Origin of the sequence: Streptomyces sp. SolWspMP-5a-2 (genome assembly GCF_900091845.1) — a bacterium.
Lineage (GTDB): Bacteria > Actinomycetota > Actinomycetes > Streptomycetales > Streptomycetaceae > Streptomyces > Streptomyces doudnae.
Map to the genome: position 1 here is coordinate 1 of NZ_FMCI01000149.1, position 23434 is coordinate 23434.

Genomic DNA, 23434 nt, shown 5'->3' on the forward strand with positions numbered 1-23434 from the left:
TGAAGCCCGCGGCGCCCGCCGCCGGTGTGCTGTGGCGGCGCGGCGACAGCGGCCCCGGCGTGCGCGAGCTGCAGGCCAGGCTGCGGCAGACGCAGTGGCTGTTCGACGGGCCGACCGGGAGCTACGACGACCTGACCGAGCGGGCCGTCAGCGGCTTCCAGGGCAAGCGGGGGCTGCCGCGCACCGGCGCCACCGACACCGTCACCTGGCGGCGTCTGGTCTCGATGAGCCGGGAACCGGGCACCTGGGACCTGTACCTGATGGGCGGCCAGCCGCCGGGCGCGCCCGACCCGCGGTGTCTGACCGGGCGGGTGCTGTGCATCGACAAGACCAGCAGGACGCTGCGCTGGATGGTCGACGGGCGGACGGTGTCGACGATGGCGGTGCGGTTCGGCGCGACCGGGACACCGACCCGGGAGGGCGTCTTCCGCGTCTACTGGAAGTCACGTCACCACTGGTCGACGCTGTACGACTCGTCCATGCCGTACGCGATGTTCTTCAGCGGCGGCCAGGCCGTGCACTACTCGTACGACTTCGCGGCCCGGGGCTACGCGGGCGGCTCGCACGGCTGTGTGAACGTCCGCGACGAGGCGGCGATCGCCGCCCTCTACGGGCAGGTCCGCGACGGCGACAAGGTGGTGGTGCACCGGTGAGAGTGGGGCGCGGACGGGACCGGGGGAACGTGTCCCGCCCGCGCCATGTGCACGAGCCGTGAGTACGGGGGGAACCCCGGCTCGGTGCGACGGCCGATGACCAGTCGGCTCACTCAGTACTGCGCTCCGGCGGCCGAAAACGTCACACCCATGGCCAAGATTTTTCCCGGCGTACCGAACCGGAGAAGGAAACCGCAGGTCAGAGCGGGTTGAGGGTGGGGAGCGCGCGGGAGGCGGAGACGGGGGACGTCAGGACGCCCGAGGGGCCGTCGCGCCCGTCCCGTCCGTCACCGGCACCGCGGTGCCCGCCGTGCCCGCCGTGTCCCCACCCGGTGCCGCGGCCGGTGCCGTGGCCGCTGCCGTGTCCGTGCCCGGAGCCGCCGTCGTCTCCCCCGCCGCCGTCACCGTCACCCTGGCCGCCCGGGGCCATGTGGTGCCCTTCGTCGTCGCCCTGCTCGCCCTGGCCGCCCCGGCCGCCGCCCTGCCCGGGGCCCTGGCCCTCGCCGCCCGGTCCCTGGTGGTTCTGCCCGGTGCCCTCGGCGTCGTGGCCCGCGCCGCCCGCGTCGGACAGCACCGCCCGGCAGTAGTTCAGCACCCGCCCCGGGCCGCCGGCCGCGCCCTGGAGGGCCCGTCTGCGGTCGGCGGTCAGCTCCTTGCCGTCGCGGACGTCGCGGCAGGCGGCCGGGGCGCCGCTCCAGCGGCCGGTGACCGTGTCGTCGCCGCGGCCCGGGGTCGCGGACGGCCGGTCGCCCGGTCCGCCGCCCGGGGTCACGGAGGTGGACCCGCCGGGAGTCGGTTCGCCCGGCAGGACGCCCTTCGGGGACGGTGACATGAGGGGGAGTTCGGGGGTCGCGGCGGCGGAGACGGAGGCGCCGGGGCTGGGCTCGTCGCCGCCGAACGGCGTCGGCAGCACCCCGCTGGTGGCGGCGACCGCGACCCCGCCGACCATCCCGGCGGCCAGCACGGCCGACAGCCCCAGCCGCACCGGACGGCTCCAGCGCGGTCGGCCCGGGTCCCGCCCCACGCCCCCGATCCGCACCAGCCCGGCGTCGGAGGCACGGGAGCGCACGGGCCCGGCGGTGAGGTCCCGTGCCTGGTCACGCTCGGCGCGCACGGCCCGGAAGGCGGCCAGCGCGGCGGCCTCGCCCGGGAGTTCGGCGCCGGGCTTGGGCGGCTCGGCGGCCAGCGAGTCCAGCGTCCTCGCGAGCCGTTCCGCCTGCTCACGCGTGTCGGCGGGGACGGCTTCGAGGGACTCGCCGCGCAGCAGGATCTCCGCCGTCGCACGGTCGAGCCACCGGGACTGCTCGTCGGCCATCACATGTCCTTCTGCGTCCGCGGGCGCGTATCCGTCACACTCGCGGACGTCACCGCGCGGTCACGCGGTTCTCGCTGGGGAGGCAGCACGTCCAGCACCCCGGACGACTCCGGATCGTCGCCGAGGAGTTCGGCGAGGCGGCGCAGCCCGCGGTGGGCCGCGGTGCGCACCGCGCCGGGGCGCTTGCCGAGCGTCTCGGCGGCCGTCTTGGCGTCCAGGCCGACCACCACCCGCAGCACCACGGCCTCGGCCTGGTCCTGCGGCAGCCGCGCGATGAGGGAGAGGGTGCGGTCGGTGCCGAGGGCCTCGATGGCCTCGCCCGCGGTGTCCGAGCGTCCGGCGCGGCCGGTCAGTTCCGTCTCGTCGCCGCCGATGACGGGGCGGCGGCCGCGCATCCGGATGTGGTCGAGGGCGCGGTTGCGGGCGATGCGGGCGGCCCAGCCGCGGAAGCGGTCCGCGTCGCCGCTGAACCGTTCCAGGTCGCGGGCGATCTGGAGCCAGGACTCGGACGCGACGTCCTCGGCGTCCGGGTCGCCGACCAGCGTGCGCACGTAGCCCAGCAGCCGCGGGTGCACCGACCGGTACACCGTCCGGAACGCGGTCTCGTCCCCGTCCTGCGCCGCACGCAGCGCGGCGGTCAACTCCGCGTCGTCCCCCAGCACCCGTGATTCCTCAGTCGTCAGTTGGACGGTAGCGCCGGTGCCCGGGGAGACGCTCCTCACCCCGCGTCCGGCGCGAAAGGCACGTTACGACCTGAAACCGCTGCTCGTCCATGTCCGCACCCCCTGCGACCGGGCGGTGACGGGCCGGGGTGTGACAGAAAACGCACGCACGGCGCTGAAGAAGGTACGGGCCGCCGCGCGGCCCGTACCGCGCGACGGCCGGGGCCTCTCCTGTGGGGGGTGGCGGCTTCGGCCGTCGTCGCCGTAGGGGCCCGCGCCCGGCGGGCGCGGAGGAACGGGCGGGCGCCCCGGACGGCCCCGCCCGGCACGCCGTGTCCTTCGCACCGGCCCGCCGCGCGGGACTCGGGACGTGACCGGCTCCGGGGACGCCGCCGTCATGGTCGCGGTCGCTCACGGGACGACGGTGCCGGTGCCGGGGTCCCGTCGGGCCCGGGGTCCGTGCCCCGCCCCGGATCCCCGCCGCGTCCCGGTGCTCCGTGTCCTGCGGGGCGTTCGTCCCCGGCCCCGTTCCCGTTCCCGCGGGCCTCCCGCCAGTCGTCGCGGTCGCGGGTGCGGGCCCGGTGGCGGCCCGCGTCCCGGGCCGCGCGGAAGGCGGCGACCGCCCGGCGCTGGCCCTCGGTGTCGACGGCCTCCTCGCGCATCGCGTCCGCCAGCAGCAGTTCCAGCGCCACCGGGTCGCCGCGCGCCTCGTCGTTCATGTCGGCTCTCCCCTCGTCCGGGGCCCGCCGGGCGCGGGGTCCGTGCCGTCCCGGACCGTCAGGCGGCGGGCCAGGCCGCGCAGTCCCCGGTGGGACGCGGTGCGGACCGCGCCGGGGCTCTTGCCGAGGACCCGGGCCGCGCTCGGTCCGTCCAGGCCGACGACCACCCGCAGCAGGACCGCCTCGGCCTGGTCCCGGGGCAGCGTGCGGACCAGCGCCAGGGCGCGTTCCGTGGAGAGCGCCTCCAGGGCCTGGTCGTGGGTGTCGTGCGGGCCGGGCAGCTCCAGCACGTCGGGTTCGAGCACCGCGGGGCGCGGCCTGACCCTCAGCCGCCGCAGGTGGTCCAGGGCCCGGTGCCGGGCGATGGTCGCCGTCCAGCCCCTGAACCCGGCGCCGTCGCCCTTGAAGCGGCCGAGGTCCCGGGCGATCTCCAGCCAGGCGTCGGACGCCACGTCCTCCGCGTCGTCGCCGACGATCCCCCGCAGATAGCCCAGCAGGCCCGGCTGGACCAGCCGGTAGGCGTCCGCGAACCCGGTCTCGTCGCCCCGCTGGGCGCGCGCCACGGCGTCGCCCAACTCCCCGTCGTACGGCTGCACCCGGCCGGGTCCCCCTCCATGGCCCGGACCGTTCCGGCCGTCGGGGACGGCAGGAGCGGGCCGCGCCGAACACACGTTCACGTCCCCGCAGTGAACAGCGCCGACCGGCGCGGAAATGTCACCGCGCCCGCCGACCGCACCCGGTGCCCGGCCGTGCCGGGTGCGGCGGGCGACAACGCGGCGGCCGGGTGCGGCTGTTGAGGGTTTCCTGTGCGGCGGGTGATGCCCGTGGGGTGCGCGGGACACGGGCCTGACGGGGACGTTCACGGGGGTGTCCTGAGCGGCGGGCGGACGGTGACGGCGGCCGGGTCCGGCTAGCCGAAGTGGTCCGCCGCCGGTCCGGTGAACCCCGGTCGCCCCTGCGCCTCGTGCGGCGCGGGCCCGGTCGCGTCCCGGCAGAGCAGGCGCAGCGAGCCCTCTCCGGCGAAGCGGCGGCGGGCCTCCTCGATCGGGTCCCACAGCCGTCCGTCCGGGGTGCGGATCCAGTGGTCGCCGCCGCTGGCCCACCACTCCGCGCCGCCGCGCCGGGCGATCACCTCGCCGGCGTAGGCCCCGAAGCCGCGCAGCACCTCCGCGACGGCGGCGTAAGGGGTGCCCTCGTGGCGCAGGTCGTCGATGAGCCGGTCGACCCGCCAGAGGCTCTGCGCGGAGTAGTCGAGGCGGACCCGGGCGCCCTCCCGCATCGTCGCCACCACGTCGGCCGCCCACCGCACCGGGCGGGCGGCCGCGGTGGGCCGGGCGTACTGCTGCTCTGGTGTGCTGGTCTGCGCTGTCACATGAGGTAGAGCGCTCGGCGGAAGCGATTCGTCACAGGTTTCCGGGGCCCTGCCGCGAACCGTCGCAGGACCGCCGCAGGGGCCCCGCACGACGCTCACAGGATTCACCGGGCGCACCCGGTTCGCCCACGGGGCACCGGCCGTCGCGGGGCCGGGTCCGCGCGCTCACACCCGGCCCCTGGCCCGCCGGGAGACCACCGCCCGCAGGACGCGGCGGCCCTCCGTCGTCACCTCGTGGGCGCGGCGCAGACCGCCGGTGCCGTGTCCGGCGAGGAGTTCGAGGACGGCGCACTGGCGGCGCAGTTCGGCGGCGACGAGCGGTGACGCGTCGGCGGCGGCGTCCACCGGGTCGAGGGGCGGCACGTCCGCGTCGTCGGGCAGCGGCACGTGCGCGTCGTCGGGGAGCGGCGTCCGCGGGCCCGGCGCGTTCTCCCCCGCCGGGTCGAGGAGGCGGTGGACGCGCAGGGCGGCGAGGGAGCAGGCGTCGGCCCACACCCGCAGGCCCGCCGCGGTCGGTTCGGCGGGGGCGGCGGCCAGCATGGTGCGGACCAGGCGCGCCGCCTCGTCCTCGCCCGGTTCCCGCGGTCCGGCGAGGGCGCCGCGCACCCGGGCCAGCCGGTCGGCCCAGGTCTCGGCGTCGGCGGGTCCCGCGAGGGCCGCCCAGAGCGGGCGGAGGATCTCGTCGTCGCCGCCCAGCAGGGGCACGCAGCGGTCCAAACAGGCCAACCCGCTGACGGCGAGTCCGCGTTCGTCGGCGCGTGCGATCAGTTCAACCAGGCTCATCCGGGCCTCCTCGGGCGCGGCGGCCTCGGGTCAGCGACCCGCGCCACCACCGCGTTTCCCCGTACTGCGTGCGCGGCCCCCGGAGTGTCACAGGGGCACCACGCCGAGCCGGTCGAGGAGAGGGAAGAACAGGTTTTCGGCCAACGGGTCGGCGGCGGAGGCGAGGACGTCGAGGAGGGGTTCCCCGGCCCCCTCGTGACCGGCCCCGGCGGCCCGCCCGACGGCCCTGCGGGCGGCGTCGTCCGGCTGCGGGAAGGAGTCCTCGTCCGGTCCCGCTCCCGCCCGGGTCGGCGCGCGCGTCCCGGTGGGCGGCCGGTCGCCGCGGCCGGCGACGAAGCACCCGCAGCAGCCCATGTCCCGTTCCCCCGCGGGGTGTCGGTGTCGGTCCGGGCCGAACACACCACAGGGGCAGGGCTGTTCGCCGGGGTTCAGGCCACTCGGCCGGCCAGCGCCTTGAACTCCGTCCAGGACAGGGCGGGGCGCCCGCTGTCCCAGAGCTTCTGGGCGGTCGCCGCGAGCGGCATCCGGATCCCGGCCGCGACCTGGTCCTGGGTCTGGGAGTTGGCGAGGTCGCACCAGACGGCGAAGGTGCCGCCGAGGATCTGGCCGTCGTACTTCGCGGGCACCGGGGTCGTGCCGCGCACCACGAGCGGCGTCCACTGCTCGTAGATCCGCTGGCCGGTCGGGTAGACGAAGGTGTTGGGCTGCCCGAGGACGTAGTAGAGGTACTCGTCGTTGTAGTTGATGAGCTTGCGGCCGGTGCTCAGGTACTCGACGGGCTGCCGGGCGCCGATCTCCTTGCCGGTCCAGTAGGCGACCCGCAGGTCCTCGGCGGGCTGCACGGAGGTGCCCTTCAGGAACCCGTCGTTCCAGGCGCGCATGGTGCGGTCGTGGGCGCGGATCGTGTCGGCGCGGTCGTTGAGCCAGCCGGTCGCCAGGTCGGAGACGGTGCCGCCGGAGCCGTACGCCTCGCGGGCCGCCGAGGCGAGCTGCGGGAAGGAGGCGGCCGGGTCGGGGACGGTGAGCGCCTGGTACTCGTCGCCGCCGAGGTTCCACTGCTTGCCGGGGAAGAGACCGGCGAACTCGTTGAGCAGGTCGTCGACGATGTGGGCGGCGGCGGGCTTCGAGATGTCGACGGCGCCGCGGGTGGCGACCCCCCGTGTGTTGCGCAGCTGGAGGTCCGGGTGCGCGGCGATGACGGCGCCGAGGTGGCCGGGCGAGTCGATCTCGGGCACCACGGTGATGTGGCGGCTGTCCGCCAGCGCGATGATCTTGCGGACCTGCGCCTTGCTGAGGTGCTCCTTCGAGACGATCTCGGGGTGCGTGTCGGACTGGATGCGGAAACCCTGGTCGTCCGAGAAGTGCAGGCCCAGTTCGTTGTACTTGAGGTCGCCCAGCTCCCTGACCCGGTCCTCGATCCAGGAGGCGGTGAAGTTCTTGCGCGCGATGTCCAGCATGAAGCCGCGCACCGGCTTGGCGGGGGCGTCGCGCACCACGCCCTCGGGCGCCGTGGCGCCGCCGTGCACCGCCTGCTTGAGGGTGCGGGTGCCGTAGAACACGCCCGGGGCGGCGGGCCCGCTGATGTTCACCCGGCCGCCGCTCACGGTCATCGTGTACGACTCCGGGTCGGCCCCGGAGCCGCCACCGAGCGCCAGCCGGAGGTCACCGGTGCGCTCGTCGCCCTTCTGCCCCGCGTAGGTCATCCCCAGCTCGGCGGCTATGAGCTTGCCGTCGGCGGCGAGCTTCGGGTCCGCGACCACCACCCGGTGGTCGCGCGCCGGGCGCCAGCCCGGCCCGCGCGCCGCGGTGTGCGTGCGCACGGCGGGGACGGTCGCGGGCGCCTCGGAGAGGGCGTAGGAGCGGCTGGGGCTCGGGGTCGCCGACGGCGAGTCCGCCGAGACGGCGGCCCGGCCCCCGGAGGGTCCGGCGGTGCCGTCTCCTCCGGTGGAGGCCCAGACCCCGACTCCGAGGCCGAGCGCGACGGTCGCGGCGAACGCCGTCACCACGACGGCCCGCCGACGCTTCACCTTCTGTGCCGGAACCCGGCGCCTGTGCTGGCTCACAGCGCCAACCTAGAGGCATCGGGACGGCTCCGCAGGGCCACCGGTGTCCACCGCGCCCTCCGAAACGCTCTCGTCCGGGTGAAATTCGGGCATGCGTCGGACACACGTCACCCTCGGTCGGTAACGTGTCGCAACATCTCTCGCTCCTGTCGCTTGTCTCACACCGCCCTCTCTGCCGAAACACACGTGACGCCCCCACACCTTCCTGGCCAAGTCGCCATACCGGCGCTGCCCGAGCAGCCCCGTGTCCCCCCGACCGCGTCGGCCCTGCCCGCCTTCAACGGCGCGCCCGAGGCCGACCTCCGCGGCCGCCTCCTCGACTGTCTGCACAGCCCGCGCTGGACCGAGCGCGTGGCGGCCCACCGCCCCTATCCCGACCTGGACTCCCTGCTGGCGGCGGCGGACGAGGCGGCCTACGACCTCACCCCGGCCGAGCTGTCCCTGGCGCTCGCCGCGGAGACGCTGCCCGCCCTGCCGCCGGACACCTACGAGGCCGCGTACACGGCGCTGGACGCGGCCCGCGCCGCCTACGAAGCCCGCTTCGGACACGCGTTCGTCATCAGTCTGGCCGCGATTAGGCCGAACGAGCGACTGGACCATGTGCTCACGGCGATCCGCTCCCGGCTGGCCAACGATCCGGAGGAGGAGCGCGCGGTCGCCGCCGAGGAGCTGCGCGGCCTGGCCAGGGAACGGCTGCGGCGCCTGCTCGGCGGCCCCGACCGGGCCACCTGTCCGACATCCTTCACATAGTCGGACGAACGCGTACGGAAGCAGCGTCCGCTAAGCCATCCGCGTGCCACTTTGATCACACCGGTAGGCCCGCTGTAAGCGTTCCGACAACACGTCGCTACGATGCTGGGGGCCGGTGGACCGTACCCGGCCGGGCCCGTCCGACACCGAAGCCGGCAGGCTCCAATCCCCGCTCCCGGAGGGTTCTTCCGTGCCGGCTGGAACGCTGTACCGCGGCCGGGAAGGAATGTGGTCCTGGGTGGCTCATCGAGTCACCGGCGTCCTCATCTTCTTCTTCCTGTTCGTCCACGTGCTGGACACCGCGCTCGTCCGTGTCTCACCCGAGGACTACGACAAGGTCGTGGCCACGTACAAGACGCCGATCGTCGCGTGTCTGGAGTACGGCCTCGTGGCCGCCATCCTCTTCCACGCGCTCAACGGCCTGCGCGTCATCGCCGTCGACTTCTGGTCGAAGGGCCCGCGCTACCAGAAGCAGATGCTCTGGTCCGTCGTGGGCCTGTGGGTCGTGCTGATGCTCGGGGCGGTCTACCCCGTGCTCGGCCACGCCGCTCGTGAACTGTTCGGGAGCTGACGCCGATGTCCACCACCGAAACCACCGCGTCCGGCGTGGGCCCCGTCGAGGGCGCCCCCGTCCACTCCGCCGACAACCCGGCGCCCCTGATCGAGGCCCCGCGGCTGCGCACCAAGAAGACCCCGAAGTCCACCCGGGGCAACTTCGAGATGTACGGCTGGCTGTTCATGCGGCTCTCCGGGGTCGTGCTGGTCGTCCTGGTCCTGGGGCACCTGCTGATCCAGCTCGTGCTCGACGGCGGCGTCTCCAAGATCGGCTTCGCCTTCGTGGCGGGCCGCTGGGCGTCCCCGTTCTGGCAGATGTGGGACCTGGCCATGCTCTGGCTCGCGATGCTGCACGGCGCCAACGGCCTGCGCACGGTCATCAACGACTACGCCGAGCGCGCCGACACCCGGCTGTGGCTCAAGGGCCTGCTCTACACCGCCACGGTGTTCACCATCCTGCTGGGCACGCTGGTGATCTTCACCTTCGACCCGAACATCCGCTAGGCACGGGGCTGCGAGAATCATGAAGATCCACAAGTACGACACCGTCATCGTCGGCGCGGGCGGCGCCGGCATGCGCGCGGCCATCGAGTCGACGAAGCGCAGCCGCACCGCCGTGCTCACCAAGCTCTACCCCACCCGCTCCCACACGGGCGCGGCGCAGGGCGGCATGGCCGCCGCGCTCGCCAACGTGGAGGAGGACAACTGGGAGTGGCACACCTTCGACACGATCAAGGGCGGTGACTACCTGGTCGACCAGGACGCCGCCGAGATCCTCGCGAAGGAGGCCATCGACTCCGTCCTCGACCTGGAGAAGATGGGCCTGCCGTTCAACCGCACCCCGGACGGCACCATCGACCAGCGCCGCTTCGGCGGTCACAGCCGCAACCACGGCGAGGCCCCGGTCCGCCGGTCCTGCTACGCGGCCGACCGCACCGGCCACATGATCCTCCAGACGCTGTACCAGAACTGCGTCAAGGAGGGCGTGGAGTTCTTCAACGAGTTCTACGTCCTGGACCAGCTGATCACCGAGGTCGACGGCGTCAAGAAGTCCGCGGGCGTGGTCGCCTACGAGCTGGCGACCGGCGAGATCCACGTCTTCCAGGCGAAGGCCGTGATCTACGCGTCCGGCGGCACCGGCAAGTTCTTCAAGGTGACGTCGAACGCGCACACCCTGACCGGTGACGGCCAGGCCGCGGTGTACCGGCGCGGGCTGCCGCTGGAGGACATGGAGTTCTTCCAGTTCCACCCGACCGGCATCTGGCGCATGGGCATCCTGCTGACGGAGGGCGCCCGCGGTGAGGGCGGCATCCTGCGCAACAAGGACGGCGAGCGCTTCATGGAGAAGTACGCGCCGGTCATGAAGGACCTCGCCTCCCGCGACGTCGTCTCCCGCTCCATCTACACGGAGATCCGGGAGGGCCGCGGCTGCGGTCCCGAGGGCGACCACGTCTACCTCGACCTCACCCACCTCCCGCCGGAGCAGCTCGACGCGAAGCTCCCGGACATCACCGAGTTCGCGCGCACCTACCTGGGCATCGAGCCGTACACCGACCCGATCCCGATCCAGCCCACCGCGCACTACGCGATGGGCGGCATCCCGACGAACGTCGAGGGTGAGGTGCTGATCGACAACACCACGGTGGTCCCGGGCCTGTACGCGGCCGGCGAGGTCGCCTGCGTCTCCGTGCACGGCGCCAACCGGCTCGGCACCAACTCGCTGCTGGACATCAACGTGTTCGGCAGGCGGGCGGGCATCGCGGCGGCGGAGTACAGCAAGGACGCCCCGTTCGTGGAGCTGCCGGAGAACCCGGCGGAGCTGGTCGTCTCCCAGATCGAGCGGCTGCGCTCGTCCACCGGCACCGAGCGGGTGGCGGTCCTGCGCCGCGAGCTGCAGGAGACGATGGACGCCAACGTCATGGTCTTCCGCACCGAGCAGACCATCAAGACGGCGGTCGAGAAGATCGCGGAGCTGCGCGAGCGCTACCGCAACGTCGCGATCCAGGACAAGGGCAAGCGGTTCAACACCGACCTCCTGGAGGCCGTCGAGCTGGGCAACCTGCTCGACCTGGCCGAGGTCATGGCGGTCTCCGCGCTGGCCCGCAAGGAGTCCCGCGGCGGTCACTACCGCGAGGACTACCCGAACCGCGACGACGTCAACTTCATGCGCCACACCATGGCGTACCGCGAGGTGGGCGACGACGGCACCGAGTCCATCCGTCTCGACTACAAGCCGGTCGTGCAGACCCGCTACCAGCCGATGGAGCGTAAGTACTGATGGCTACCCCTGTTCTGGACAAGGCGGACGAGGCCGGCCGGCCCGAGCCCGGTTTCGCCGACTCCCCCTACATCACCGTCACCTTCCGGATCCGCCGGTTCAACCCGGAGGTCTCGGCGGAGGCGACCTGGGAAGACTTCGCGCTGGAGATCGACCCCAAGGAGCGCGTCCTCGACGGTCTCCACAAGATCAAGTGGGACGTCGACGGCACGCTGACCTTCCGGCGCTCCTGCGCGCACGGCATCTGCGGCTCGGACGCCATGCGGATCAACGGCAAGAACCGGCTGGCCTGCAAGACGCTGATCAAGGACATCAACCCGGAGAAGCCGATCACGGTCGAGCCCATCAAGGGCCTGACGGTCCTGAAGGACCTGGTCGTCGACATGGAGCCGTTCTTCCAGGCGTACCGGGACGTGATGCCCTTCCTGATCACGAAGGACACCAACGAGCCGACGCGCGAGCGGTTCCAGACGGCCGAGGACCGCGAGCGGTTCGACGACACCACGAAGTGCATCCTGTGCGCGGCGTGCACGTCGTCCTGCCCGGTCTTCTGGAACGACGGGCAGTACTTCGGCCCGGCCGCGATCGTCAACGCGCACCGTTTCATCTTCGACTCGCGCGACGACGCCGGTGAGCAGCGCCTGGAGATCCTCAACGACCGTGACGGCGTGTGGCGTTGCCGCACCACGTTCAACTGCACGGACGCCTGCCCGCGGGGCATCGAGGTCACCAAGGCGATCCAGGAGGTGAAGCGGGCGCTGATCACGCGCCGCTTCTGACCCGCCCGCAGCACGCCCGAGGGCCCCGTTTCCGGCTGGAAGCGGGGCCCTCGGGCGTGCTGCCGACGGAGCGGTCGTGCGTCAGCCGCGCAGGATGTTGCCCTGCTTGTCGGTGCGGTCGTTGCTGACCAGGAACATGATGCCGTCGATGAGCGCCCAGACGCCGAGGCCGCCGCAGGTCAGGAGCTGGGCGATGCCGACGCCCACGGAGCCGACGTAGAAGCGGCCGATGCCGAGGGTGCCCAGGAAGATCTGGAGGATGCCCGCGACGATCTTGGACTTGTCGGAGTACGGACGGCCCTGCGGGTCGACGCCGTAGGGGGCCTGGGGAGTGGGGACGGACATGGCGGGTGCTCCTGGTGCGGTGAAGGGGACGCGGAGCCCCGGGTCGGGGTGCTCCGGTGTGCGCGCAGGGGAGATCCCTGCGCGGCCGAGCCCAGCCGCCGTCCCCCCTGCTGTTCCGGGAGTCTAAAGAAGGTAAAGATGTGAAAGAAACATAAACATGGGATCGTGCCGGTTCCGTGATCGGATCCGGACAACTGGCGGGCGCGCCGGGCGGGTTCGGGACGCGGGCTCCCGCATCCGACCAGGTTGCGCGCTCATCCGACCAGGTTGCGCGCCACGGCCCAGGCCACGGCCGTCAGCAGGATCGCCGCCTGCGCCCGACGCCCCAGGGCGGGCCGCCACCGCCTGCCGCGCAGCCCCTCGACCGCCCAGCGGCCCGCGAGGGCCAGCGCGAAGGGCGCGGCGATCAGCAGCAGCCGGTTGTCGAGCCACGCCTGGGCGAGGTCCCCGTGCATCAGGTCGTAGACCATGCGGGTGCCGCCGCAGGCCGGGCAGAGCAGGCCGGTGAGCAGGTGGAACGGGCACGGCGGCAGCAGCCGTCCGGGGCGGTGCGGGTCGGTGCCGTAGAGGTGGACGGCCGCGGCGGCACCGGCGGCGGACACCGCGAGGGGTGCCACCGCCGGGTGCCGCAGCAGGGCCGGGACCGCCGGGTCAGCCACGCAGGATCCGGCCCTCGGAGTCGGTGGTGTGGTTGCTGGTCAGCAGCACGATGCCGTCGATGAGCGCCCAGATGCCGAGGCCGCCGCAGGTCAGGAGCTGGGCGATGCCGACGCCGACGTGCCCGATGTAGAACCGGCCGACGCCGAGGGAGCCGAGGACCAGTTGCAGGATGCCCGCGACGACCTTCGACTTGTCGGAGTAGAGCCGCCCGAACGGGTCGTAGCCGTAGGGGGCGCCGGGGTCTCCGGTGTAGGTGCCGGGCGGCGGCGCGTAGCCGGGGGGCGGGTAGCCGCCCTGCTGGTAGCCGGGCGGGGGATATCCGGGGGGCGGGTAGCCGGGCGGCGGGTATCCGCCCTGCTGGTGGCCGCCGGGGGCGGTGCCGGGCTGCGGGTAGCCGTAGGGGGAGCCGGGGCCGGGGCCCTGCGGCGGGCCGGGGTAGCCGTAGCCGGACGGGGGCTGCGGGGGCGGTTGATCGGTCACGGCGTTCTCCGGTGCGTTCGGACGATGAACGCACCATCTTGCAGGACGCGGGCGGACGGCGGGAAGCGGAGGACGGCGGCGGCCGGATGCGGGCCGGGAAATGCCGGGTTCGTGCGGGTATCACACCTAATCTGACTGCATGTCAGATGACCAGTCGTACGAACTGCTCGGTTTCGACAACGTGCTGCTGCCCGTCGGCGACCTCGGCGAGGCGGTCGGCTTCTACGGACGGGCCGGATTCACCGTGGCGTTCCGGCTCGACGAGGCCGGGATCGCCGCCCTGAAGGTCGGCGGCGAGACGCCGGGGCTGCTGCTGCGCGCCGAGGAGGCGCTCGGGCACCGGACACCGCCGTGGCCCCCGGTGCGGGTGTGGATCGAGGTGAGCGACGCGCGCGGGGCGGCCGAGGCGCTGCGCGCGGCCGGGATCGGGCTGCTCGACGAGCCCTTCCCGGTGGCCACCGGCTGGACCGTCGAGATCGCCGACCCCTGGGGCAACGTCGTCGGGTTCACCGACTACGCGAAGCGCCCGGAGCTGGGCAGGCGGCCCTGACGGCAGCCGCCCCCCGATGACTTGAACACGTTCAAAAACAGGTCTACAGTCAGTCGCGTCAGCTTTTTGAACGTGTTCAAGAAGGGTGGGGGCATGGACCGCACGGTCATCGCCTACGTCATCTACCTGCTCGTCAGCATCGGTCTGACGGTCTGGGTGGCCCGCACGCTCAGCCGCAACGGACGCGTCTTCCTCTCCGACGTGCTGCACGGCGACGAGAAGCTCGCCGACGCCGTCAACCACCTCCTGGTGGTCGGCTTCTACCTGATCAACCTCGGCTTCGTGGCGCTCTACCTGACCGGGGACGACACCGTCGCGAACACCCGGCAGGTCTTCGAGGCCCTGTCGACCAAGCTCGGCGTGGTGCTCCTGGTGCTCGGCGTCATGCACCTCGGCAACGTGTACGTCCTCAACCGCATCCGGCGGCGCGGGGTCATGGAGCGGGAGACGCAGCCGCCGGTCCCGCCGCAGGGCTGGGTCGCGCCGACCGTCGGGGCGTGAGCACCGTGACGCCGGACGGGAACCAGGACACCGCCGCCGCGCGGGTCCCGGTCCGCGGGCTCACCGTGCTCTACGACGCCGACTGCGGACTCTGCGCCTTCCTGCGCGACTGGCTGGTGCGCCAGCCCCAGCTGGTCCCGCTGGAGCTGCTGCCCGCGGGCTCGGCCGAGGCCCGCCGGCGCTACCCGGGCCTCGACCACCGGGCCACCCTCGACGAGGTCACCGTGGTGGCCGACACCGGGCACGTCTACAGCGCGGCCGCCGCCTGGATCGTCGTCCTGTGGGCGCTGCGCGCGCAGCGTCCGCTGGCCCACCGGCTCGCCACCCCGGCCGGTGCCCCCTTCGCCCGGGGCGCCGTGCTGGCCGCCGCCAGGTGGCGGGCCGGACGGCGGCCGGGCCCGCGCCCCGGCGCACGGACCTCCGCCCGGCCCGAGGGCTGGACCTCCGCCCGCGCCGACGGCTGGGTCTACCACCCGGACGGCGGCTGGACCTGGGCACCGCCCGCCTGCGCCGACGGCGCCTGCGGCACTCGCTAGGCTCTTTCCGTGTCCGCGAAGAACGACGGCCCCGACGGGGCCGGGTCCCCCAGCAAGTCCGAGCAGACCCGCGCGCTGATCCTGGAGACCGCGATGCGCCTCTTCCAGGAGCGCGGGTACGACAAGACGACCATGCGGGCCATCGCCCAGGAGGCCGGGGTGTCGGTCGGCAACGCCTACTACTACTTCGCCGGCAAGGAACACCTCATCCAGGGCTTCTACGACCGGATCGCCGCCGAGCACCAGGAGGCGGTCCGGGACGTGCTGGCCCGGGAGACCGACCTCCAGGCGCGGCTCGCGGGCGTGCTGAAGGTGTGGCTCGACATCGCCCGCCCGTACCACGAGTTCGCGGTGCAGTTCTTCAAGAACGCCGCCGACCCGGACAGCCCGCTCAGCCCGTTCTCCCCCGAGTCGGAGCACGCGCGGGCGGCGGCCATCGCCGTCCACCAGGACGTGCTGCGCGGCGCGAAGACCAAGGTGGCGCCCGAACTGCGGGAGGTGCTGCCGGAGTTGATGTGGCTCTCGCAGATGGGGCTGGTCCTGTACTGGGTCTTCGACCGCACCGAGGACCGCGAACGCAGCTACCGGCTGGCCGAGCGCGGCGCCCGGCTCACCGCGCGCGGGGTCTCCCTGGCCCGCTTCCGGGTGCTGCGCCCGCTGGTCCTCGACGTCCACGAGCTGTTCACGGACTTCCTGCCGGGGATGACGAGGATGATGCCGGACCCGGGCAGGCAGACCCGCCCGTCCTAGGCGGGTCCGGTCCTACCGCGCCGCCGAGTCCACCTCGTCGCCGGTCAGTTCGACGTCCTGCACCAGGGGTTCGTCCGTCACCAGGACGTGCCGGGCCACGGAGCCGTGCGCGGCGGAGGTGACCGCCAGCAGATAGGCGCCGGGTCCCGGCACGGAGACGATGTAGGAGCCGTCGGCCAGCGAGGCGACGCGGTCCAGCTGGCGTCCGCCGCGGGACATCAGGGTGACGGACGCGCCGTCGACCGGGTCGCCGTCGTCGGTGCGGACGAAGCCGTGCACCACCGACGCCGGTCCGCCGGGGACGGCGGCGGGCGGCTCGGGCTCCTCGGCGGGCTCGACCGCCAGATGCGGCAGCCGCCGGTCGAGCCGGCCGGGCAGCCACCAGTTGGCGGCGCCGAGCAGGTGCATCGCGGCCGGTACCAGCGCGGTCCGCAGGATGAACGCGTCCAGCGCGACCGCCGCCGCGAGGCCGACGCCCGCCGTGGCGGCGCTGCCGTCGCCGCTGAGGACGAACGCCAGGAACACGCAGACCATGATGAGGGCGGCGGAGTTGATGACCCGGCTGGTCTCGGCGAGGCCCACCCGCACGGCGCGCGCGTTGTCCCGGGTGTGCACCCACTCCTCGTGCATCCGGGAGACCAGGAAGACCTGGTAGTCCATCGAGAGCCCGAACAGCAGCGACAGCATGATGACCGGCAGGAAGGCGTTGATCGGGCCCTCCTTGCCGAGCCCGAGCAGCTCGATCCCCCAGCCCCACTGGAAGATCGCGACGAGCACCCCGAACGAGGCAGCGGCGGCGAGGAGGTTCATCACGGCCGCCGTCAGCGGCACCAGCAGGGACCTGAAGGCGATCAGCAGCAGCAGAAAGCCCAGGCCGACGATGGTGAGCACGAACAGCGGCAGCCGGTCCCCGGTGACCGTCGCGAAGTCCTTGGAGACCGCGGTCACCCCGCCGACGTGCGCGTCCGCCCCGGCCTGCGGGATGACCCGCTCCCGCAGGGTGTCGATCAGCTCGTCCGTGCGCTGCGACTGCGGCGAGGTGGCCGGCACCACCTGGATCAGCGTCACCCCGCCGGACGGCGGCAGCGCGGTCACCCGGGCGACGCCCTCCACCGCCTCGATGCCCTTGACCAGGGCCGCGCTGTCGCCACCCGAACTGACCACCTGCAGCGGCCCGTTGAAGCCGGGCCCGAACCCCTCGGCGAGCAGGTCGTACGCCTTCCTGGTGGTCGTCGACGCGTCGTCGTTGCCCTGGTCGGTGGCGCCGAGCCGCAGCGAGAGCACCGGCAGCGCGAGGACGGCCATGGCGGCCAGGGCCAGCAGCGCGATCCGGCGCGGACGCCGCTGCACGCCCGCCGACCAGCGGGCCGCGAGCCCGCTCGCCCGCTCCGGCTCGGGGCCGTGCGCGGCCAGCCGCCCGCGCTGGGCGCGGCTGAGCACCCGGGGGCCGAGGAAGCCGAGCAGGGCGGGCAGCAGGGTGGTGGCGGCCAGCACGCTCAGCACGACGGTCAGCGAGGTGCCGATGACCACGCCGTCCAGGAACCGCAGGCCGGTGACGAGCATCCCGGCCAGCGCGACGCACACCGTGCCGCCCGCGAACAGCACGGCCCGCCCCGAGGTGTTGAGGGCGACGAGCGCCGACTCCTCGGGGTCGAGGCCGCGCAGCAGGCCGCGCCGGTGCCGGGTGACGATGAACAGCGCGTAGTCGATGCCGACGCCGAGTCCGATGAGGGAGGCGAGCAGCGGCGCGAGGTCGGGGATGTCGGTGACGTGGCTGAGGAGTTGGGTGGTGAACAGGCCGGTGCCGACGCCGAAGACGGCGACCGCGAGGGGCAGCAGCATCGCGAAGAGCGAGCCGAACGCCAGGAACAGCACGACGGCCGCGGCGGCCAGGCCGACCATCTCGGCGAGCCCGCCGGGCGGTTCCTGCACCCGCTGGACCGCCTGGCCGCCCACCTCCACGTCGAGGCCGTCGCGCCGGGCGTCGCGGGCGGTGTCGACGACGTCCTGGACGAGCCGCTTCGGGATCTCGTCGGCGCGCCGGGTGAAGGTCACCTGCGCGTAGGCGATCGTGCCGTCCGCGCTGATCTGGGCCGCGCCCCGGGCCCCCGCGTAGGGGCTGCCGACGGCGCCGACGCCGGGCATCGCCGCGATCCGGTCGAGGGCGGGCTCGACGCGGTCGCGGACCGCGCTGTCGCGCACCGAGCCGCCGTCCGTCCTCCAGACCACCGTGTCCGTGTCGCCCGAGGTGTCGGGGAACGCCGTGGCCAGCGTGTCGTAGGCGCGCTTGGAGTCGGTGTCGGGCAGGGAGAAGACGTTCGCGTAGTCCGTTCCGGCCGCCGACGCCGACAGGCCGAGACCGCACAGCGCCCCCGCCCACAGCAACAGGACCACCAGCCGGTGCCGATAGCACCACCGAGCCAATGCCGTCACGCGTCCACTCCTTCGTCGTCGGTCGGACCGTCCCCCGGGCCGGGCACCAGGATCGGCAGCGGGCCGCGCCCGGCTCCACCCGGATCCGCCGACTCTCAGGGAACTCCAAAGGCGGTGGCGCCCCGGCGGCGCGCGGCCCGGCCGATACTGGGGGCATGACGACGGCTCCAGGAACCGTGCTGGTGGTGGAGGACGAGCCGAGCATCGCGGACGTCCTCACCATCGCCCTGCGCTACCACCGCTTCGAGGTGATGACCGCGGGCACCGTCCGCGAGGCCCTCGCGCTCGCCGAGCGCACCCGGCCCGACGCGGCGCTGCTCGACGTCATGCTCCCGGACGGCGACGGCCGCGCCCTCGGCCGGGAACTCAGGTCGCGGCAGCCGGAGTTGGCGCTGGTCTTCCTCACCGCGCGGGACTCCCCCGCGGAGATCGTCGGCGCCCTCGGCTTCGGCGACGACTACATCACCAAGCCGTTCAACATCGACGAGGTCGTCGCCCGGGTCACCGCCGTGCTGCGCCGCACCCGCACCTCCGACGTGCTGCCGCAGCGGCCGCCGCTGCGCTACGGCGACCTGGAGCTGGACGAGACGACGTACTCGGTGCGCCGCGCGGGCCGCTCGGTGGAGCTGACCCCCACCGAGTACGCGCTGCTGCGGTTCCTGGTGCGCAACGGCGGCCGGGTCGTGCCCAAGGACCAACTCCTGCGCCACGTCTGGCAGTACGAGCACACCCCGCCCGAATCGACCGTCGTGGAGACCTACATCAGCTACCTGCGGCGCAAACTGGACGCGCTGGGGCCGCCGTTGATCACCACGCGGCGCGGTGTCGGGTACGGCCTGGCGTGAGGCGCGCGATCCCCGGCTGCGGCGGCGGCATGCACTCGCTGCGGGTCAAGCTGACGCTGGCCAACGTGGCGCTGCTGGCCCTGGGCGTCGTCGCCACCACCGCCGTCAGCCTGATGGGCATGCGGTACTACCTGCTGGGGCAGGTCGACACCGAGCTGGTCAAGTTCCGTGACTCGCTGACCGGTTCGCGGCTGACCGTGCGGCAGATCGACTCGCTGAGCGCCCTCGGCTTCGTCCGCGACCGGATCGTCCCGGACGGCGGCCGTGAACGCCCCGGCCCCGACTCCGTCTTCGCCGCCGTCGACGGCCGGGGCCGGGCGGTCGCCCTGCTGGGGACGCGGCCGACCGGGACCCAGAACGCGCTGGTGCGCGCCGTCCCCGACGCCGCGGCGCTGGCCCGCGCCGCCGACCCGAGCGACGTGCGGGTCGAGGGCTCCGCCTACCGGGTCACCGCGGTGGCGCTGGCCGACGGCACCTACGTGCTGATGGCGTCCTCCACCGAGGCGCTGCACGCGGGCATGGCCAAGGCCCTCAAGCTCGACCTCGCCGTCGGCACCCTGCTGCTGGCCGTCCTCGCGTGCCTGACGCTGTTCAGCGTGCGGCGGCGGATGGTGCCGCTGGAGGCGATGGTGGAGACGTCGTCGGCGATCGCCGAGGGCGACCTCACCCGGCGGGTGCCGTCGAGCCACCATCCGACGCGCGAGGTCGAGCAGTTGCGGCTGGCCCTCAACGCGATGCTGCACCAGGTCGAGTCGGCGTACCGCACCCGGGAGCGCAGCGCGGCCCAGTTGCGCCGGTTCGTCGCGGACGCCTCGCACGAGCTGCGCACCCCGCTGTCGGCGATCCGCGGCTACCTCCAGCTCTACGACCGGGGCATGCTGACCGACGAGGCGCAGCGCGAGCGGGCCTGGGGGCGGGTCCTCGCGGAGACCGACCGGATGGGGCACCTGGTGGACGAGCTGCTGACCCTGGCCCGCCTGGACCAGCAGCCCGAACTGCGCTTCCGCACCGTCGACCTGAGCAGGCTGGTGCGGGACGCGGCGGAGGACCTGCGGGTGCAGCAGCCGGGGCGGCCGGTGGAGGTCGGCGCCGACGGGACGCTGCTGGTGCGCGCGGACGAGTCGGGGCTGCGGAAGGTGCTGGGCAACCTGACGGGCAACGTGCGCACCCACACGCCCGCCGACGTGCCGGTCAGGCTGGGCCTGGAGCGGGCCGACGGGCTGGTGCGCATCCGCGTCGAGGACGAGGGCCCCGGGCTCGCCGAGGAGGACGCGGCCCGGGTCTTCGACCGGTTCTTCCGGGCGGGCGGCGGCGCGGGCAGCGGGCTCGGTCTCGCGATCGTGCAGGGCGTGGTGCACGCGCACGGCGGTGAGGTGAGCGTGCGCACGGCGCCGGGCGAGGGGCTCGCGGTGACGGTGACGCTGCCCGCGCAGGCGGCGGCACGGTCGTGACCGTGCCGGACGCCCGCCGGGTCAGATCCAGTCGAGCGACCAGAGGCGGAAGATGCCGGTGCCGTCGGACAGGTACTGGCCGCCGCCGACGGCCTCGCTGCTGAGCACGTACTCCTTGCCCTGCCAGAGCGGGATCACCGGCACGTCGCGGGCGATGTCGGCCTGCAGGGTGCGGAAGTCGGCGGTGGCGTCGCCGCGGTCGGCGTACTGCTGGCTGGCCCGCACCAGCCGGTCGACGTCCCGGTCGCTGTAGCCGGTGTTCATGGTGGAGCCGGTGCCGACCAGGGGCGCGCCGAAGGTGTCGGGGTCGGGGTAGTCGGCGACCCAGCCGACGGCGTAGGCGTCGAGCTTGCCGCCCGCCCACCGCTTCTGGAAGTCCGTCCACTCGTAGCCCTTGACGGTGACCTTGAAGAGGCCGGTCGCCTCCAGCTGCTTCTTGATGTTCTGCGCCTCGGGTCCCGCCGCGCCGCGTCCCTCGGCGTAGCCGTAGGTGAAGGCGACGGGCAGGGTGACGCCCGCCGCGGTGAGCAGCGCCCGCGCCTTGTCGGCGTCCCGCTTCGGGTAGGCGTCGAAGAAGGACGTGGTGTGGCCGGTGATGCCGGTCGGGATGAGCGAGTAGAGCGGGTCGACGGTGCCCTCGTAGACGGTGGCGGCCAGTTGCTCCCGGTCCAGGAGCCAGGCGATGGCCTGCCGGACGCGGGTGTCGTGCAGCGGCGACGCGGCGCGGGTGTTGAGGTAGAGGTTGCGGGTCTGGGAGCTGTCGGACTCGGAGACCCGCTGGTCGGGGTCGCTCGCGGACAGCTTGGAGAGGGTCGCGGGCGGGAGCTGGCGGGTGGCGACGTCGATCGCCTTGCTCTTCCAGGCGCCCTGGAGGGAGGCCGCGTCGGCGTAGTAGCGCAGTTCGACGGGGCGCCCGGTGTCCTTGAGGTCGCCCTGGTAGCGGCGGTTGGGCGTGAGGACGGCCGTCTCGCCCCTGGTGTACGACGTGAGCGTGTACGGGCCGGTGCCGTCGACGGCGGTGCCGGTGCGCAGGGCGTCCTTCGGGTACTTCTCCCGGTCGACGATCGAACCGGCGCCGGTGGCCACCTTGAACGGGAAGGTGGCGTCGGGCGAGGAGAGCCTGAAGGTGACCTCCAGGCCGTCGGCGCTCACCGACTTGAGGGTGCTGAGCAGGGACGAGGGGCCGACGTCGGCGTGGATCGCGCGGACCCGGTCGAAGGAGAACTTGACGTCCTCGGCGGTCATCGCGCGCCCGCTCGGGAAGGTGAGCCCCGGGCGCAGGGTGCACCGGTAGGTCTTCAGGTCGGTCCCGTCGAAGCCGCACGTACGGGCCGCATCGGGGACCGGCTCGGCGGCTCCCGGCTCGAACGTCAGCAGTGACTGGAACACGTTGCTGAACAGCGCCCAGGATCCGGCGTCGTAGGCGCCCGCCGGGTCCAGCGCGGTGACCGCGTCGGTCGTGCCGACCGTGATCCTCTTCTCCGTGTCCTCCTGTTTCGGCAGCAGTTGCCAGCCGCCCACTCCAGCGGCGGCGAGTACCACCAGCGTCGCGATGATCCGCGTGCGCACCGAACGCATCGGCATGCCCTCCCCGGGCCCACAAGGGCCGCGAACGGCCCGCCCCACAGGCCACTCCCCTAGTGGCGAGGCTCACATAATCACATGGGTTTAGGTCGGCGGAAGGGGTTACCGGCAGATGAGAAAACACTTACCGAGCCGGTGTTTCCGGCGAGTTTCGGACAGCTCGCACCGAGGGCCCGCGCGGGGAGCGAGCGCGCGTCAGGCCCGGGTGGAGGCGAGCTGGATCATGGTGATGTCGGACGGCGCCCCGACCCGGGTCGGCGGCCCCCAGGCGCCCGCGCCCCGGCTCACGTACAGCTGGGTGTCGCCGTACCGGTCCAGGCCCGCGACGGTCGGATTGGCCGCCGCCGCGAGGAGGTTGCCCGGCCAGAGCTGGCCGCCGTGGGTGTGGCCGGAGAGCTGGAGGTCCACGCCGTGCTCGACGGCCTGGTGGATCTGGACCGGCTGGTGGGCGAGGAGCACACAGGCGCGGGCCGGGTCCCGGTCGCCGAGCGCCTTCGCGAAGTCCGGCCCCTGCCCCTCGCTCTCGCCCGCGACGTCGTTGACCCCGGCCAGGTCGAACCAGGGCAGCTCGGTGCGCGCGTTCTCCAGCGGCGTCAGCCCCAGCCGCCGCACCTCCTGGACCCACTGCGCGGCACCGGAGAAGTACTCGTGGTTGCCGGTGACGAAGTAGCTGGGCGCGTCGAGCCCGGCGAGCGGCGCCGCCGCCGGACCCAGGTCGCGCACACTGCCGTCGACGAGGTCCCCGACGACCGCCACGAGGTCGGGCTGCGCCGCATTGATCGTGTCGACGATGCCCTGGGTGAAGCCGCGGCCCAGGATCGGCCCGAGGTGGATGTCGCTGACCACCGCGATCCGGTAGCCGTGCGCGGCCCGCGGGAGTTTCGCCAGCGGCACGGTGACCCGCTTGATCCGGGGCCCGCGCAGCACGCCGTAGGTCCCGTACCCGACGGTCCCGACGGCCACCGCACCCGCGGCCCCGGCGACGACCCGCGAGACGAACAGCCGCCGGGAGAGGTCGGCGGGGGCGGTCGGGTCGGAGGCGGTCGGGTCGGGGGCGGGAGCCGCGACGGGGGTGGAGGGCGCGGCGGACTCGGGGGCGGGAGTCGCGGCGGACTCGGGGGCGGGGTGCGCGCCGGGCTCGGCGGGGGGCGTCGCCGGTTCGGGGGCGGGGCCTTCGGCAGTGACGGGGTCCGCCGGTTCGGGGGCGGGGTCTTCCGCGGTGGCGGGGCGGCGGCGCGGCGGATCGGGAGGCGCATCAGCAGGGGCCGCAGCAGCTCCCCGGCGAGGACCGTGAGCAGCAGGTACACGCAGAGCGCCAGCCACAGGAAGCCCGGCCAGCCGAGGGTGCGCTGGAGCCAGAACGGGGCGCC

25 protein-coding genes and 1 pseudogene are annotated in these 23434 nt (G+C 73.6%); 12 read left to right on the forward strand and 14 right to left on the reverse strand.

Annotated features, from left to right (window positions below; genetic code table 11):
• Positions 1-653 (forward strand): L,D-transpeptidase family protein (locus GA0115242_RS15060; RefSeq protein ID WP_107461417.1); only part of this gene is annotated, 653 nt, incomplete at its 5' end.
• 199 nt (positions 654-852) lie between these two features.
• On the opposite strand, the gene GA0115242_RS15065 is transcribed toward GA0115242_RS15060, so the two are convergent.
• From GA0115242_RS15065 to GA0115242_RS15100, 8 genes are all read right to left on the reverse strand, one after another.
• Positions 853-1968 carry a hypothetical protein gene (locus GA0115242_RS15065; RefSeq protein WP_093828586.1) on the reverse strand — a complete coding sequence of 372 codons (1116 nt, stop codon included), beginning with the start codon at positions 1966-1968 and terminating at the stop codon, positions 853-855.
• The gene (locus GA0115242_RS15070) at positions 1968-2630 is read right to left on the reverse strand and encodes an RNA polymerase sigma factor (RefSeq protein ID WP_093828588.1); all 663 of its coding nucleotides are present in this window, start codon (positions 2628-2630) and stop codon (positions 1968-1970) included. The genes GA0115242_RS15065 and GA0115242_RS15070 overlap by 1 nt, the downstream gene beginning before the upstream one ends.
• Positions 2631-3025: 395 nt before the next feature.
• A complete protein-coding gene (locus GA0115242_RS15075; RefSeq protein WP_093828590.1) occupies positions 3026-3349 on the reverse strand; it encodes a hypothetical protein in 324 nt (107 codons plus the stop codon).
• Complete coding sequence (locus GA0115242_RS15080) at positions 3346-4020, reverse strand: RNA polymerase sigma factor (protein WP_161353153.1); 675 nt, start codon at positions 4018-4020, stop codon at positions 3346-3348. The genes GA0115242_RS15075 and GA0115242_RS15080 overlap by 4 nt, the downstream gene beginning before the upstream one ends.
• 239 nt (positions 4021-4259) lie before the next feature.
• Complete coding sequence (locus tag GA0115242_RS15085; protein ID WP_093828594.1) at positions 4260-4721, reverse strand: hypothetical protein; 462 nt, start codon at positions 4719-4721, stop codon at positions 4260-4262.
• Between the two features lie 165 nt (positions 4722-4886).
• A complete protein-coding gene (locus GA0115242_RS15090) occupies positions 4887-5504 on the reverse strand; it encodes a hypothetical protein (RefSeq protein WP_093828596.1) in 618 nt (205 codons plus the stop codon).
• An 87-nt stretch (positions 5505-5591) separates the two neighbouring features.
• On the reverse strand, positions 5592-5858 hold the full coding sequence (locus GA0115242_RS15095) for a hypothetical protein (protein ID WP_093828598.1): 267 nt from the start codon (positions 5856-5858) through the stop codon (positions 5592-5594).
• 74 nt (positions 5859-5932) lie between these two features.
• Positions 5933-7567, reverse strand: coding sequence for a beta-N-acetylhexosaminidase (locus GA0115242_RS15100; RefSeq protein WP_093828600.1), 1635 nt, complete (start codon positions 7565-7567; stop codon positions 5933-5935).
• A gap of 186 nt (positions 7568-7753) precedes the next feature.
• Here GA0115242_RS15100 and GA0115242_RS15105 point away from each other — a divergent pair, with 186 nt between their 5' ends.
• The 5 genes from GA0115242_RS15105 (at position 7754) to GA0115242_RS15125 (ending at position 11929) form a co-directional block, all read left to right on the forward strand.
• On the forward strand, positions 7754-8317 hold the full coding sequence (locus GA0115242_RS15105; RefSeq protein ID WP_093828602.1) for a 2-oxo-4-hydroxy-4-carboxy-5-ureidoimidazoline decarboxylase: 564 nt from the start codon (positions 7754-7756) through the stop codon (positions 8315-8317).
• Positions 8318-8507: 190 nt separating this feature from the next.
• Complete coding sequence (sdhC, locus tag GA0115242_RS15110; RefSeq protein WP_093828604.1) at positions 8508-8888, forward strand: succinate dehydrogenase, cytochrome b556 subunit; 381 nt, start codon at positions 8508-8510, stop codon at positions 8886-8888.
• A gap of 5 nt (positions 8889-8893) precedes the next feature.
• Entirely contained in the window at positions 8894-9376 is a 483-nt protein-coding gene (locus tag GA0115242_RS15115) for a succinate dehydrogenase hydrophobic membrane anchor subunit (protein ID WP_093828606.1), read from the forward strand.
• A gap of 19 nt (positions 9377-9395) precedes the next feature.
• Positions 9396-11150, forward strand: a complete 1755-nt coding sequence (gene sdhA / locus GA0115242_RS15120) for a succinate dehydrogenase flavoprotein subunit (RefSeq protein WP_093828608.1) — start codon at positions 9396-9398, stop codon at positions 11148-11150.
• The gene (locus GA0115242_RS15125) at positions 11150-11929 is read left to right on the forward strand and encodes a succinate dehydrogenase iron-sulfur subunit (RefSeq protein ID WP_093828610.1); all 780 of its coding nucleotides are present in this window, start codon (positions 11150-11152) and stop codon (positions 11927-11929) included. Before sdhA ends, GA0115242_RS15125 begins: the two co-directional genes overlap by 1 nt.
• 81 nt (positions 11930-12010) lie before the next feature.
• Here GA0115242_RS15125 and GA0115242_RS15130 read toward each other — a convergent pair whose 3' ends face one another.
• From GA0115242_RS15130 to GA0115242_RS15140, 3 genes are all read right to left on the reverse strand, one after another.
• A complete protein-coding gene (locus tag GA0115242_RS15130; protein WP_093828612.1) occupies positions 12011-12274 on the reverse strand; it encodes a TM2 domain-containing protein in 264 nt (87 codons plus the stop codon).
• A gap of 254 nt (positions 12275-12528) precedes the next feature.
• Complete coding sequence (locus tag GA0115242_RS15135; protein WP_093828614.1) at positions 12529-12933, reverse strand: DUF2752 domain-containing protein; 405 nt, start codon at positions 12931-12933, stop codon at positions 12529-12531.
• Complete coding sequence (locus GA0115242_RS15140; protein WP_093828616.1) at positions 12926-13414, reverse strand: TM2 domain-containing protein; 489 nt, start codon at positions 13412-13414, stop codon at positions 12926-12928. Before GA0115242_RS15140 ends, GA0115242_RS15135 begins: the two co-directional genes overlap by 8 nt.
• A gap of 139 nt (positions 13415-13553) precedes the next feature.
• Here GA0115242_RS15140 and GA0115242_RS15145 point away from each other — a divergent pair, with 139 nt between their 5' ends.
• The 4 genes from GA0115242_RS15145 to GA0115242_RS15160 all read left to right on the forward strand — a co-directional run bounded on the left by GA0115242_RS15145 (position 13554) and on the right by GA0115242_RS15160 (position 15751).
• Positions 13554-13964, forward strand: coding sequence for a VOC family protein (locus GA0115242_RS15145; protein WP_093828618.1), 411 nt, complete (start codon positions 13554-13556; stop codon positions 13962-13964).
• Between the two features lie 93 nt (positions 13965-14057).
• Positions 14058-14465: a hypothetical protein gene (locus tag GA0115242_RS15150; protein WP_093828620.1), complete on the forward strand. Its 408-nt coding sequence runs from the start codon at positions 14058-14060 to the stop codon at positions 14463-14465.
• Positions 14466-14470: 5 nt separating this feature from the next.
• Positions 14471-15001, forward strand: coding sequence for a thiol-disulfide oxidoreductase DCC family protein (locus GA0115242_RS15155; protein ID WP_093828630.1), 531 nt, complete (start codon positions 14471-14473; stop codon positions 14999-15001).
• Between the two features lie 9 nt (positions 15002-15010).
• Positions 15011-15751 (forward strand): TetR/AcrR family transcriptional regulator, encoded by a 741-nt coding sequence (locus GA0115242_RS15160; RefSeq protein ID WP_093828622.1) that lies wholly within the window; start codon positions 15011-15013, stop codon positions 15749-15751.
• Between the two features lie 12 nt (positions 15752-15763).
• Here GA0115242_RS15160 and GA0115242_RS15165 read toward each other — a convergent pair whose 3' ends face one another.
• A complete protein-coding gene (locus tag GA0115242_RS15165; RefSeq protein WP_093828624.1) occupies positions 15764-18175 on the reverse strand; it encodes an MMPL family transporter in 2412 nt (803 codons plus the stop codon).
• Between the two features lie 164 nt (positions 18176-18339).
• Between GA0115242_RS15165 and GA0115242_RS15170 the strand changes: the two genes are divergently transcribed.
• Both GA0115242_RS15170 and GA0115242_RS15175 read left to right on the forward strand, forming a co-directional pair.
• Positions 18340-19029, forward strand: a complete 690-nt coding sequence (locus tag GA0115242_RS15170) for a response regulator transcription factor (protein ID WP_093828626.1) — start codon at positions 18340-18342, stop codon at positions 19027-19029.
• A 29-nt stretch (positions 19030-19058) separates the two neighbouring features.
• Positions 19059-20480, forward strand: coding sequence for a sensor histidine kinase (locus GA0115242_RS15175; protein WP_093828632.1), 1422 nt, complete (start codon positions 19059-19061; stop codon positions 20478-20480).
• A 21-nt stretch (positions 20481-20501) separates the two neighbouring features.
• Here the strand turns inward: GA0115242_RS15175 and GA0115242_RS15180 are convergent, their stop codons facing one another.
• Positions 20502-22058: an ABC transporter substrate-binding protein gene (locus tag GA0115242_RS15180; RefSeq protein WP_093828634.1), complete on the reverse strand. Its 1557-nt coding sequence runs from the start codon at positions 22056-22058 to the stop codon at positions 20502-20504.
• A 201-nt stretch (positions 22059-22259) separates the two neighbouring features.
• Positions 22260-23434 (reverse strand): annotated as a pseudogene (locus GA0115242_RS15185) (metallophosphoesterase); the annotation flags it as partial.

Excerpts from the sequence above, each read along its gene's own strand:
- GA0115242_RS15095 (WP_093828598.1), bottom strand. The coding sequence starts at position 5,858 with ATGGGCTGCTGCGGGTGCTTCGTCGCCGGCCGCGGCGACCGGCCGCCC.
- sdhA (WP_093828608.1), top strand. The coding sequence starts at position 9,396 with ATGAAGATCCACAAGTACGACACCGTCATCGTCGGCGCGGGCGGCGCC.
- GA0115242_RS15125 (WP_093828610.1), top strand. The coding sequence starts at position 11,150 with ATGGCTACCCCTGTTCTGGACAAGGCGGACGAGGCCGGCCGGCCCGAG.
- GA0115242_RS15075 (WP_093828590.1), bottom strand. The coding sequence starts at position 3,349 with ATGAACGACGAGGCGCGCGGCGACCCGGTGGCGCTGGAACTGCTGCTG.
- GA0115242_RS15150 (WP_093828620.1), top strand. The coding sequence starts at position 14,058 with ATGGACCGCACGGTCATCGCCTACGTCATCTACCTGCTCGTCAGCATC.
- GA0115242_RS15115 (WP_093828606.1), top strand. The coding sequence starts at position 8,894 with ATGTCCACCACCGAAACCACCGCGTCCGGCGTGGGCCCCGTCGAGGGC.
- GA0115242_RS15180 (WP_093828634.1), bottom strand. The coding sequence starts at position 22,058 with ATGCGTTCGGTGCGCACGCGGATCATCGCGACGCTGGTGGTACTCGCC.
- GA0115242_RS15170 (WP_093828626.1), top strand. The coding sequence starts at position 18,340 with ATGACGACGGCTCCAGGAACCGTGCTGGTGGTGGAGGACGAGCCGAGC.
- GA0115242_RS15175 (WP_093828632.1), top strand. The coding sequence starts at position 19,059 with ATGCACTCGCTGCGGGTCAAGCTGACGCTGGCCAACGTGGCGCTGCTG.
- GA0115242_RS15145 (WP_093828618.1), top strand. The coding sequence starts at position 13,554 with ATGTCAGATGACCAGTCGTACGAACTGCTCGGTTTCGACAACGTGCTG.
- GA0115242_RS15090 (WP_093828596.1), bottom strand. The coding sequence starts at position 5,504 with ATGAGCCTGGTTGAACTGATCGCACGCGCCGACGAACGCGGACTCGCC.
- GA0115242_RS15130 (WP_093828612.1), bottom strand. The coding sequence starts at position 12,274 with ATGTCCGTCCCCACTCCCCAGGCCCCCTACGGCGTCGACCCGCAGGGC.
- GA0115242_RS15065 (WP_093828586.1), bottom strand. The coding sequence starts at position 1,968 with ATGGCCGACGAGCAGTCCCGGTGGCTCGACCGTGCGACGGCGGAGATC.